This window comes from Streptomyces sp. NPDC006463, from assembly GCF_042870715.1.
Taxonomy (GTDB): Bacteria; Actinomycetota; Actinomycetes; order Streptomycetales; family Streptomycetaceae; genus Streptomyces.
The window spans coordinates 249,280-260,907 of the sequence record NZ_JBIAHP010000006.1 but is presented as its reverse complement, the minus strand read 5'-3'; the positions used below and the strand labels follow the sequence as shown (position 1 = coordinate 260,907).

The following is an 11,628-nucleotide window of genomic DNA, read 5'->3' as shown; positions in this document are numbered from 1 at the left end:
GGAGAGGTGGCACGACGGTGAGCCTGAGCACGGTACGCCCGGCAGCCGGACCGGCGGCGGTCCACGGACCGGCGACACGCATCCACGAGTTCATGCTGGCGGCGGCCAGGACCGCACCGGACAGCCCCGCCGCCTGGGAGGCCGGCCCGGACGGCTCCGCACGCGTCCTGACCTACCGGCAGCTGGAGCGCAGGGCCCACGACTACGCGCTCACCCTGGACTCGCTCGGCCTCGACATCGGCGACCGGGTGATCCTGGAGTCGGACAACTCCGCCGCCGCCGTGGCCGTGCTCCTCGCCTGCTCGATGCTCGGGCTCACCTTCATCCCGGTGAGCCCGGAGGTCCCCACCCCGCGGCTGCTGGCCATCGCCGCCACCGCCGAGCCCGCCCTGCACCTCCAGACGGCGGACGGCAAGCGCGAGGAGGTTCCGCAGTCCATCGGCACCGCCCGGTTCGGCCCGGACGGCATCACCGTCGAGCGGGCTCCCGCGCCCCGTACCCGGCACCGGCGCGAGGCGGTCGGCACGGACGCCGCGTACATGATCTTCACCTCGGGAACCACGGGGCGCCCCAAGGGCGTGGTCATGAGCCACCGCGGAGTGCTCTCCTTCTACCGGGGCATGCTCCAGCACTCCATCGTCACGGCCGAGGACCGGCTCGCCACCACCTCGCCGCTCCAGTTCGACTTCGCGCTGCTGGACATCGGGCTCGCGCTCGGCTCGGGCGCGCAGCTGATCCCCGTACCGCGCGAGCTGATGCACTGGCCGCGCAGGCTGTTGCGCTTCCTCACCGAGACCGGCGCCACGCAGGTGGACGGCGTGCCGTCCATCTGGCGGCCCGTACTGCGCCACGAGGCCAAGGGGCTGGCCGCGCTGGCCGGCCAGCTGCGCGGGGTGCTCTTCTCCGGCGAGGCCTTCCCGCTGCCGGAACTGCGCCAGTTGCAGAGCCTGTTGCCGCAGACCCGCGTGGTGAACTGCTTCGGCCCCACCGAGGCGATGGCCTTCTCCCTCACCGACGTGCCGAACCCGCTGCCCGAGGGCGCCGACAAGCTGTCCATCGGATTCGCCTACCCCGGCGCCGAGATGCTGCTGATCGACGAGGACGGCAGGCCCGTCGAGGAGCCGGGAGCGGTGGGCGAGATCCACCTGCGCGGACCGTCGCTCTTCACCGGTTACTGGGACGATCCGGAGGCCACCCGCGCCGTCCTGGTGCCCGATCCGCTCAACCCCAGGTCCGGCCAACTCGTTTACAAGTCAAATGACTTGGCATACCGAGGCGAGAGTGGTGAGCTGTACTTCGTCGGCCGGTCCGACCTCCAGGTCAAGATCCGCGGCAACCGGGTGGAGCTGGGGGAGATCGAGCGCCGGCTCCTGGAGTTCCCGGGCGTCGAAGCGGCCGCGGCGGTGGTGCGGCCGCGGCAGGGCGACGACCCCGAGCTGTACGCGTACGTCGTCCCGGCCCGCGGATTCACCGCGGACCCCCTCGTGATCAGCGCGTTCTGCAAGCAGACACTGCCCGAGTACATGGTTCCGCGGAAGGTCGGCCTGATCCCCGGCCTGCCGCTCACCCCCAACGGCAAGACCGACCGCAGGGCCCTGGCGGCGCGCGCCGCCGAGGAGGGCTGACCCCCCAGCCCGGCCCCACCCCCTGTTCCGCCCCCTGCACGGACCCCTGTTCCGACCCCTGTTCCGACCCCTGTCCTGACCCCTGTTCGCGTCCGGACGCTCCCCCCACATCCCCGCTTTCCGTTCACTGATACGTACGCCCCGTCCCGACAGCATTGGACAGCCCCCATGACCAGCTCCCTGAGCGAGAACGACAACACCGGACCGGAGGTTAAAGCGGGCCGTAAGGAATGGATCGCCCTCGGCGTTCTGCTCCTGCCCGTGCTGCTCGTCTCCATGGACCTGACGGTCCTCTACTTCGCGATCCCCTCCATCAGCGAGGACCTGAAGCCGTCCGGCAGCGAGCAGCTGTGGATGATCGACATCTACGGCTTCGTCCTCTCCGGAGTCCTCCTCACCATGGGTGCGCTCGGCGACCGCATCGGCCGCCGCCGCCTCCTGCTGATCGGTGCCGTGGTCTTCGGCGGCGGCTCCTTGCTCGCCGCCTACGCCTCCAACCCCGAGATGATCATCATCGCCCGGGCCCTGCAGGGCATCGGCGGGGCGACCCTCATGCCCTCCACCCTGGCGCTGATCCGCAACCTGTTCCGCGACCAGACCCAGCGGCGTACCGCCGTCGCGGTGTGGTCCACCGGCATGGCCGCCGGCGCGGCGCTGGGCCCCGTGGTCAGCGGCGCGCTCCTCACCGGCTTCTGGTGGGGCTCGGTCTTCCTCATCAACGTCCCCGTGATGCTGCTCCTGCTGGTGACGGCGCCGTTCCTGCTGCCGGAGTTCAAGGACGCCGCGGCCGGGAAGTTCGACCTGATCAGCGCCGCGCTCTCGCTCGCCATCGTGCTGCCGGTCATCTACGGCTTCAAGAAGATCGCCGTGGACGGCTTCTCCGTCACCCACGTCGTCGCCATCGCGGTCGGCCTGGCCATCGTCCCGCTGTTCCTGCGGCGTCAGCGCACCAGCTCCGACCCGATGATCGACATCTCGCTGTTCCGCAACCGCGCGTTCGGCGCCTCGGTGACCGTCAACATGCTCGCCTGCTTCACCCTGGTCGGCTACTCGCTCTTCAGCACCCAGTACATGCAGTCGGTCCTCGGCATGACCGCGCTGAAGTCCGCGCTGTGGACCATCCCCGGCACCCTCGCCGTGGGCGCCGTCGTCCCCGTCGCCACCGTGCTCGTGCGCACCGTCAAGCCCGCCCACATCATCGGCGCCGGGTTCACCATCGCCACCCTCGCGCTCCTGATGCTCACCCAGGTGCCCGCCGAGGACGGCCTGGTCCTGATCCTGATCGGCATCATCGCGCTCGCCGTCGGGCTCACCCCGGTCCTCACCCTGGTCACCGAGCTCGTCGTCGGCCAGGTGCCGCCGGAGCGAGCCGGTACCGCCTCCGCCCTGCTCCAGACCGGCCAGGAGCTCGGCGGCGCCCTCGGTGTCGCCGTCCTCGGCAGCATCGGCGCCGCCGTCTACCGCAACAGCTCCGAACTGGACGCCCCGGCCGGGGTGCCCGCCGAGGCGCTGGACCCGGCCCGCGAGACCATCGGCGGAGCCCTGGCGACCGCCGGCAAGCTCTCGGGCGAGGCCTCGGCCAACCTGATCGAGGCGGCCCGCGCCGCGTTCACGACCGAGGTGCACGCAGCCTCGGTGGCCGGCGCGGTCGTCATGGCCGGAGCCGCCGTCTTCGCCCTGATCGGGCTGCGCGCCGTCCAGACCGACAACCAGCGGGCAGCCGAACTGGCCGCCCAGGCCGCCCCGGTGGAGCGGGCCGGACAGCCGGGCGCCGGCACGGCCTGAGGCGCAGCCGCCCCACACCCCCACAGGCCCTCCCACAGGGCCCACCGACAGCCGCCCAGGACCTGAACCCCCGCCGGTCCTGGGCGGCTTCGCCATGCCCGGGGAGCGCGTCCGGAACCCCTTGCCGGCCGCCGGGCGCCAGGGGCCGCCGTAAGGGTAGGGCTGGGGTCCGATCTGGGGTCCGGTGGCCGATTCCTCTCCCTAGCATCGAACCGCATTCGAGCAGACGCTCGGAACTGCCAGGCACCAGGCTGGAGGAATATCCGCATGTCCCTGCTGGCAACCGATTCTGTCGAGACGGCACGGTTCCGCGCATACGGGCCGCGGCAGCTCGACGAGATCGCCGACCGCCACGGCCTGCCCGCCGACATACGGGAGACCGTCCGGCTCGTGTCGATGGTGCTGCCCTTCCGGGTCAACGAGTACGTCCTGTCGCAGCTGATCGACTGGGACCGAATCCCGGACGACCCGATGTTCCAGCTGGTCTTCCCCCAGAAGGGGATGCTGACCGAGCAGAACGAGCGGGACCTGGCCACCCTGTCCGCGGACCCCGCCTCGAAGATCGCCCTGCGGACCCTCGTCCAGCAGATCCGCGGCCGGCTCAACCCGCACCCGTCCGGCCAGAAGGAGCTCAACGTCCCCACCCGGGAGGGCGCCGAGATCGCCGGGCTCCAGCACAAGTACCGCGAGACGGTCCTGTACTTCCCGAGCCAGGGCCAGACCTGCCACTCGTACTGCACCTACTGCTTCCGCTGGGCGCAGTTCGTCGGCGACGCGGACCTGCGCTTCGCGGCGCCCGACCCGAGTGGCCTGATCTCCTACCTCGGCTCGCACCCCGACGTCACCGACGTGCTGGTGACCGGTGGCGACCCGATGGTGATGTCCACCGAGCGGCTGCGCTCCCACCTGGAGCCGCTGCTTCCCGTGGACACCGTACGGACCATCAGGATCGGTACGAAGTCCGTCGCGTACTGGCCGCAGCGGTTCGTCGCCGACCCGGACGCCGACGACGTGCTGCGCCTCTTCGAGAAGGTCGTCGCCTCGGGCCGCAACCTCGCCGTCATGGCGCACTTCAGCCACCCCCGGGAGCTCGGCACCGACCTGGCGCGCCGCGCGATCGCCCGCATCAGGTCCACCGGCGCCCTCGTCTACTGCCAGGCGCCGCTGATCGCCCGCGTCAACGACGACCCGGACGTCTGGAGCCAGATGTGGCGGGCCGAACTCGCCGCCGGTTCGGTCCCGTACTACATGTTCGTGGAGCGCGACACCGGCCCGTACGACTACTTCCGGGTGCCGCTCGCCCGGGCGGCCGAGATCTTCCAGTCGGCCTACCGCACCCTCCCGGGCCTGGCCCGTACGGTCCGCGGCCCGGTGATGTCCGCGACGCCCGGCAAGGTGGCCGTCGACGGCGTCGTCGAGAACGCCGAGGGCCGGTTCTTCCAGCTGCACATGGTCCAGGCCCGCGATCCCTCCCTGGTCGGCCGGCCCTTCCTGGCGCACTTCGACTCCGAGGCCGCATGGCTGGACGAACTGCGGCTCGACCGCACCGTACCGGCCGACATCGCGCGTGCGCTCGCCGGACCCGCGTGGCAGGGCGAGAAGGAGCTCTTCGGGACCAAGGCGGCCGCACCGGTGGGGAGCCCGGCATGAGCGACATGCGGATGTCACCGAACCTGGCCCTCAACCAGCTGGTGGCGCAGCGCCAGGCGGCCGGCGAGCCGCTGATCCACCTCGGCTTCGGGGAGTCCAGGCTCCCCGCGTTCGCACCGCTGGTGGAACGGCTCGCCGCCGGGGCGACCCGCAACGCCTACGGGCCGGTGGCCGGCGCGCCCGCGGTCCGGGGCGCCGCCGCGGGGTACTTCAACCGCCGCCGCATCCCCACCGACGCCGACCAGATCGTGGTCGCCCCGGGCAGCAAACCGCTGCTGATGGCCCTCAACCTGGCCGTCCCCGGCGACGTGCTGCTGCCCCGCCCCGCGTGGAACACGTACGCCCCGCAGGCCCGGCTGGCCGGCAAGCACCCGATCGCCGTCCCGATCCCCGAGGAGTGCGGCGGGGTACCGGACCCGGACGCCCTGCGCGAGTGCATCACCGCGGCGCGCGTGCTCGGCCGCGACCCGCGCATCATGGTGCTGACCCTGCCGGACAATCCGACCGGCACCCTGGCGTCGCCCCCGCTCATCCGCGAACTGTGCGCGATCGCCGAGGAGGAGGGGCTGCTGATCGTCTCGGACGAGATCTACCGGGACGTGGTGCACGACCCGGCCACCGAGTTCCTCAGCCCCGCCGAAGTGGCCCCCGAGTGCACGGTCATCGCCACCGGCCTGAGCAAGAGCCTCGCCCTGGGCGGCTGGCGCATCGGTGTGGCCCGCTTCCCGACGGGCCCCTGGGGCGAGTGGATCCGTACCGGAGTGGTCTCAGTGGCCAGCGAGGTCTGGTCGACGCTGGCGGGGCCGATGCAGGCGGTGGCCGAGTACGCCTTCAGCGAGCCGCAGGACGTCCGCGACAGGCTCCGGGCCAGCGCCCGGCTGCACGGCGTCGTCGCGCGCGAGGTCCACCGCATCACCGTGGAGGCGGGCGCCCGCTGCCGGCCGCCCACCGGGGCCTTCTACGTCTACCCCGACTTCGAACCGGTCCGCGAGGAGCTGGCGAAGTACGAGGTGACCGACTCGCCGACGCTGGCCCGGCGGATGCTGGACCTCGGGATCGTGGTGCTCGCCGGACACCTGCTCGGCGACGAGGGGGACGCCCTGCGGTTCAAATGCGCCACCAGCATGTTGTACGGCGAGACGGCGGAGCAGCAGCAGCTCTCGCTCGACGCGCAGGACCCGCTCGCCCTGCCGCACGTCCGCTCGAATCTCGACAGGATCGAGGAGAGTTTCCAGCGGCTGATCCCCTGACCGTCTTCCTGCCGCAAAAAGAGAAGCGGCCCGACTCGGATGTGAAATCCTCGTCGGGCCGGTCGGTGGACCGATTTTCTCACGCGGCGGATTCGGTTTCGGTGATCAGGGTTTTCCAGAGGACGTCCGGGCTCGCGAAATTCTCCAGTTTCAGCGCGTCGTCCAGGAAGCGGACGTCGTAGGCGCCTTCCAGGGCGGCGAGCAGTTCGACCGTTCCCATGGAGTCAAGCCCCAGGTCACGGAGTTGTGTGTCCCCGGTCAGTTTCTCGTCGGGGGAGAGGTAGGGCAGGAACGGGCGAATGACGGCCTCGAAAGCGCCGTCCCAGGTGTGATTCGTGAGTTCTGGCATACGGGAATGATGGGGGCGGCCGCCGATGGCTGTCAATGCGTCCCGGAAATGCGCCCGGAAAGCGTCCGGAAAAGAGCTTGCCGGTAATTCTGGCGAGGAGGAGCAGAAATGGAACCATTGGCGCGGACCGCGCTGCACGCACGTTTTCTGCGCGGTCTGGAACGCTCACCGCGCGGGGTGGCGGTGCGCGTCGGGAAGGAGACCGTCGACTACACGACGGCCCACGAACTGGCCCTGTCCTGGGCGGGGGCCCTGCTCGCCGCCCCCGGCGGGCCGCCGAAGGCCGTCGGTATCCTGGCGGGCCGCAGCGTGACCTCGTACGTCGCCGTCCTGGCCAGCCTGTACGCGGGACTCCCCGCGGTGCCGGTACTGGCCGACTTCCCGCCCGGCAAGATCGCCTCGATGCTGGCGTCGGCGGAGGTCTCCGCCCTCGTCGTCGACGAGGAGGGTGCGGCCCTGCTCCGGGAGCCCGACGGCCTCGCCACGGACCTCGCGACGGGGCTCGGGAGCCTCCCGGTGCTCGCACCGGACCTCGGCCGCGAGCAGGCCGAGGCGCTGGCCGCCGGCGGAGCGCTGCCGCTGTTCGCCGCCTCGCAGACCGCGCTGGCACAGCCGCGGAACGCCGCTCCCGACGACGTGGCCTACATCCTGTTCACCTCCGGCTCCACCGGCCGGCCCAAGGGCGTACGGCTCACGCACGGCAACACGGCGCACTACTTCGCGCTGATGGACGCCTGGTACGACTTCACGTCCGGCGACGTCTTCTCCCAGGCCGCCAACCTCAACTGGGACTCCGCCGTCTCGGACCTGTGGTGCGCCTGGGCGGTGGGCGCCCCGCTGGTCTCGGTCTCCCCCCACGCCTACCGCGACCTCCCCGCCTTCGTCGCCGAACACGGCATCACCGTCTGGTTCTCGGCCCCCAGCGTGATCTCGCTGTCCCGCCGCACCGGCCGCCTGGTGCCGGGCAGCATGCCCTCGCTGCGCTGGACCTACTTCGGCGGCGAGGCGCTCCAGTTCCAGGACACCGACGCCTGGCAGCAGGCCGCCCCCCACTCCGCGGTGATCAACGTCTACGGCCCGACCGAGATGACCATCACCACGCACCGCCACCGCTGGTCCCCGCAGGAGTCGACCCGGCTCGGCGTCAACGGCGTCGTACCGCTCGGCCTGCTCCACGACGGCCACGCGGAACTGCTCCTGGACGAAGACGGCGCCCCGGCCGTGGACGAAGGCGAACTTTGGCTGTCCGGCCCGCAGTTGTCGGCCGGCTACCTGGACCCCGAGGACGGAGCCGGCAAGTACCTGGAGCGCGACGGCGTCCTGTGGTACCGCACCGGTGACCGGGTCCGCCGGCTCGCCGGAGGCGAACTGGTCTACCTGGGCCGTACGGACTCCCAGGTGCAGGTGCAGGGCTACCGGGTCGAACTGGCCGAGGTGGAACACGCACTGCGCGCCGGCACCCCGGTGACCGACGCGGTGGTCGTCGGCGTCCCCGTGGCCAACAGCACCGAACTGGTCGCCTTCTACCTCGGCGGGCAGCGCACGCCGCAGGAGTTCCACCGCGACCTGGCCGGTCTGCTGCCCGCGCAGCTGATCCCGCGCCACTACCACCGGCTGGACGAGTTCCCGCTGAACACCAACAAGAAGACCGACCGGCTGGAGCTCACCGCACGCGCTGCCGCACTGCACGGCAACCGCGTCCCGGTGACCGCCGGCTGATCGACGAACCCCATCACAGCACGAAAGAGGAAGTCCCATGCGCACAAGACCCCGGTCCCGGCAGGGAGTGGTCCGCAGATTCGCGCTGCTCGCCGTTGCCGCACTGACCGCCACGCTGTTCACCGCGCCGGCCACCAGCGCGTCCTCGCCGCCGTCCTCCTGGCCGACCGGCGGCCACGACATCCGCAACAGCCGCACCAACCTGCAGGAAGCGACGATCGGCAAGGCCAACGTCGGCCGCCTCAAGGCCAAGTGGACGTACGCCACCCACGGCGACGTGTCGGCCACCCCGGCAGTGGTCGGCGGAGCCGTGTACTTCCCCGACTGGGGCGGCTACCTGCACAAGGTGGAGGCCAAGACCGGCCGTCCGATCTGGTCGCGCAAGGTCTCCGACTACACCGGTGACCCGGCCTCCGTCTCCCGGTCCAGCCCGACCGTCGTCGGCGGCAAGCTGTACATAGCCGACTGGAACAAGGCCGTCCTGATGTCGGTCGACGCCACCAACGGCAACCTGGTGTGGAAGCGGGAGATCGACACCCAGTACAAGGCGGTGCTGACGCAGTCGCCCGTCGTGCACGAAGGCGTGATCTACCAGGGGGTCTCCTCCCGCGAGTCCGAGGGCGCCCTCGACCCGGCCTACCCCTGCTGCACCTTCCGCGGCAGCGTGAACGCCATCGACGCCGCCACCGGCAACCTCCTGTGGCGCCAGTACACGACCCCCGACAACGGCGGCAAGCCCGGCGGCTACAGCGGCGTGGCGGTCTGGGGCACCCCGGCGCTGGACCCGTCGACCAACACGGTGTACTTCACCACCGGCAACAACTACACCGTCCCGCAGTCCGTCAGCGACTGCCAGACCGCCGGCCACACCCCTGCCGAGTGCTATGCGCCGGACAACTACGTGGACACGGTCCTGGCCCTCGACATGACGACCGGCCAGATCAAGTGGAACACCGGAGCCAAGCGCTTCGACGCCTGGAACACCGGCTGCATCCCCGGGTTCCCGCCCAACAACTGCCCGCCGAACCCCGGCTACGACTACGACTTCGGCGACGGCGCCCACCTGTTCACCATCAAGGGCCCGAACGGCTGCCCCCGCAAGGTGATCGGCGCGGGCGAGAAGAGCGGCGAGTACTGGCTGATGGACGCGGCCACCGGCGCCGTGGTCTGGAGCGCGGCGGCCGGCCCCGGCGGCCACATCGGCGGCATCGAATGGGGTACCGCCAACGACGACAAGCGAATCTACATCGCCGAGGCCAACTTCAACAAGCTGCCCTACCAGCTGGCCGACGGCTCCACGACGACCCGCAGCTCGTTCGCGGCGCTCGACCCGCAGACCGGAAAGGTCCTGTGGCAGGTCGCAGACCGCAGCGACGGCTTCGCCTGGGGCGCCCTCACCGCCGCCAACGGCGTCGTCTTCGGCGGCTCCACCAGCGGCCGCATGTACGCGCTCGACGCGGCGACCGGTGCCTACCTGTGGGACTTCACCGCACCGTACTCGTCCAACGCGGGCCCCGCGGTCGTCGACGGCACCGTCTACTGGGGCAACGGCTACGCCCGCTTCGCCAACGGCGGCGGAACCACCGGCAGCCTCACGGAAGGCACCTTCTACGCCTTCACGGTGGACGGCAAGTGACAGGGCAGGACACGTGAGAGGGGCCGGTACCCACTCTTGGGTTCTAGGAGTCGTTGCAACATCCCAGTTCAGGGGATGCGATGAACTTCGAGATCCGTAGGGACGGGACGCCTCAGGGCCCTCGGAAGCTGACCCGGGAGCGGGAGGCATACTCCCGTCTCATGCAGCAGGGCTACAGCAACAAGGAGGCCTGCCGGTCCGTCGGGATCGACGAACGGACGGGCCAGAAGTGGCGTAACGGGCGCAAGCCCAATGGGAAACAGAGGAAGGCTCTGCTGCCGCTTGGCGCGGTGGCAGGGCCTTCCGGCTCGTCGCGGCACCTGCACGAGGCCGATCACATCCACATCGCCGACCGGCTGCGGGAGAAGGCCACCGTGCGGGCGATCGCGGCCGAGCTGGGCTGCAGCCCGTCCACGGTCAGTCGTGAGATACGCCGCAACCGCCACCCCGAGACCGGGGCGTATCGGCCGTATGCGGCCCCAGTCCCGTGCGGATGCCCGCCGACCCCGTCCCAGGTCCGGCAAGATCGGCCGGATGCCCGAGCTGCGGGACTTCATCCAGGGCCACCTGGACAGGAAGTGGAGCCCGGAGCAGATCTGTCAGGCTCTGCGGGACACCTTTCCCGACCGGCCGGAGATGCACGTGGTCCACGAGACCGTCTACCAGGCCCTCTACGTCCAGGGCCGGGGCGAGCTTCGCCGTGAGCTGGCCGGTGCTCTGCGCACCGGCCGTGCCCGCCGTGTACAGCCGAAGCACGCTAGTTGTCACATAGGCAGGCTTGTTGTCACCTGCGAAGCTTTCAGGTGTCGGAGCACGGAGCACCGGGTCCTGGAAGGCGGCCGGGCACGTGACGGAGACCGGGCCGTTGAACACCAGCTCCAGGCCGGGCGGCCCCGTGGCGCGGTCGAAGGGGGCATCCGAAGTCATCAGAGGTGGCTTCGGACGCCCGCGGCCGGCCGTGGCGGCCGCCTATCAGGAGGCCGCCACGTCGGCAGTGGTTACTTCTTGACGTACAGAGAGGTGAAGATCATCCAGATGTCGGTCAGCTGGCGGTACTCCTGGTGGCAGACGTAGGCGGTCCAGGCGCCGTTCGCGACGCCTTCCGCGCCCTTCGTCTCGCACGCGGCGAGCGAGCCGACGTAGGAGGTCTCGCGGACGTAGCCCGGCGGAGGGGTCCAAGCGGCCGCCGCGGACACGGAGGGCCCGGATGCGGCCGGCTGCGGTACGGCGGCGGACGCGGGCGAGGCTCCCAGGACGAGGGCTGCCGTGGCCGCCAGGACGGCACCGGGAACGGCCGCCCTGCGCAGGATCGGGTGGGACATGTCTGGCTCCTTCTGGTCGGTCGCGCGGTGGCGACGGTGTGGGCGCTGGTGTGGGGCCGTTGGCGGCATCACACCGGCCGGGGGCGTGTCACGGCTGGGCAGCCACTCTCGGCGGCGGTCCGGGATCAGTTACGCCCGCCTTCGAAAGCTCCCTTCGAAACAACAACGAAAGGTCTTGGAACAGCTGCACGGTGTGGCCTTCTTGACAGCTGCGGTCGGCCTTCAACGCCGGCTTTTTACAGCAATGGAATTGCTGAATTCTGATCGCGGTCCTGCTCTTCGACCCGTGCCG

Annotated in this window: 8 protein-coding genes and 1 pseudogene; 7 read left to right on the top strand and 2 right to left on the bottom strand. The window is 70.7% G+C overall.

Annotated features, from left to right (window positions below):
- Positions 1-17: 17 nt before the first annotated feature.
- From ACFYOB_RS14005 to ACFYOB_RS13990, 4 genes are all read left to right on the top strand, one after another.
- Positions 18-1,625 (top strand): AMP-binding protein, encoded by a 1,608-nt coding sequence (locus tag ACFYOB_RS14005; RefSeq protein WP_388559330.1) that lies wholly within the window; start codon positions 18-20, stop codon positions 1,623-1,625.
- A 168-nt stretch (positions 1,626-1,793) separates the two neighbouring features.
- The gene (locus ACFYOB_RS14000; protein WP_388559327.1) at positions 1,794-3,410 is read left to right on the top strand and encodes an MFS transporter; all 1,617 of its coding nucleotides are present in this window, start codon (positions 1,794-1,796) and stop codon (positions 3,408-3,410) included.
- A gap of 267 nt (positions 3,411-3,677) precedes the next feature.
- Complete coding sequence (locus ACFYOB_RS13995) at positions 3,678-5,060, top strand: KamA family radical SAM protein (RefSeq protein ID WP_388559324.1); 1,383 nt, start codon at positions 3,678-3,680, stop codon at positions 5,058-5,060.
- A complete protein-coding gene (locus ACFYOB_RS13990; protein WP_388559321.1) occupies positions 5,057-6,310 on the top strand; it encodes a pyridoxal phosphate-dependent aminotransferase in 1,254 nt (417 codons plus the stop codon). The genes ACFYOB_RS13995 and ACFYOB_RS13990 overlap by 4 nt, the downstream gene beginning before the upstream one ends.
- Before the next feature lie 79 nt (positions 6,311-6,389).
- Here ACFYOB_RS13990 and ACFYOB_RS13985 read toward each other — a convergent pair whose 3' ends face one another.
- Positions 6,390-6,659 carry a phosphopantetheine-binding protein gene (locus ACFYOB_RS13985; protein ID WP_328928364.1) on the bottom strand — a complete coding sequence of 90 codons (270 nt, stop codon included), beginning with the start codon at positions 6,657-6,659 and terminating at the stop codon, positions 6,390-6,392.
- Positions 6,660-6,767: 108 nt separating this feature from the next.
- Here ACFYOB_RS13985 and ACFYOB_RS13980 point away from each other — a divergent pair, with 108 nt between their 5' ends.
- The 3 genes and pseudogenes from ACFYOB_RS13980 to ACFYOB_RS13970 form a co-directional block, all read left to right on the top strand.
- A complete protein-coding gene (locus ACFYOB_RS13980; RefSeq protein ID WP_388559318.1) occupies positions 6,768-8,378 on the top strand; it encodes an AMP-binding protein in 1,611 nt (536 codons plus the stop codon).
- A gap of 37 nt (positions 8,379-8,415) precedes the next feature.
- Positions 8,416-10,014, top strand: a complete 1,599-nt coding sequence (locus ACFYOB_RS13975; protein WP_388559315.1) for a PQQ-binding-like beta-propeller repeat protein — start codon at positions 8,416-8,418, stop codon at positions 10,012-10,014.
- 80 nt (positions 10,015-10,094) lie between these two features.
- A pseudogene (locus ACFYOB_RS13970) lies at positions 10,095-10,773 on the top strand (transposase); the annotation flags it as partial.
- 239 nt (positions 10,774-11,012) lie between these two features.
- On the opposite strand, the gene ACFYOB_RS13965 reads toward ACFYOB_RS13970, so the two are convergent.
- Entirely contained in the window at positions 11,013-11,336 is a 324-nt protein-coding gene (locus ACFYOB_RS13965; protein ID WP_388559312.1) for a hypothetical protein, read from the bottom strand.
- Positions 11,337-11,628 lie beyond the last annotated feature (292 nt).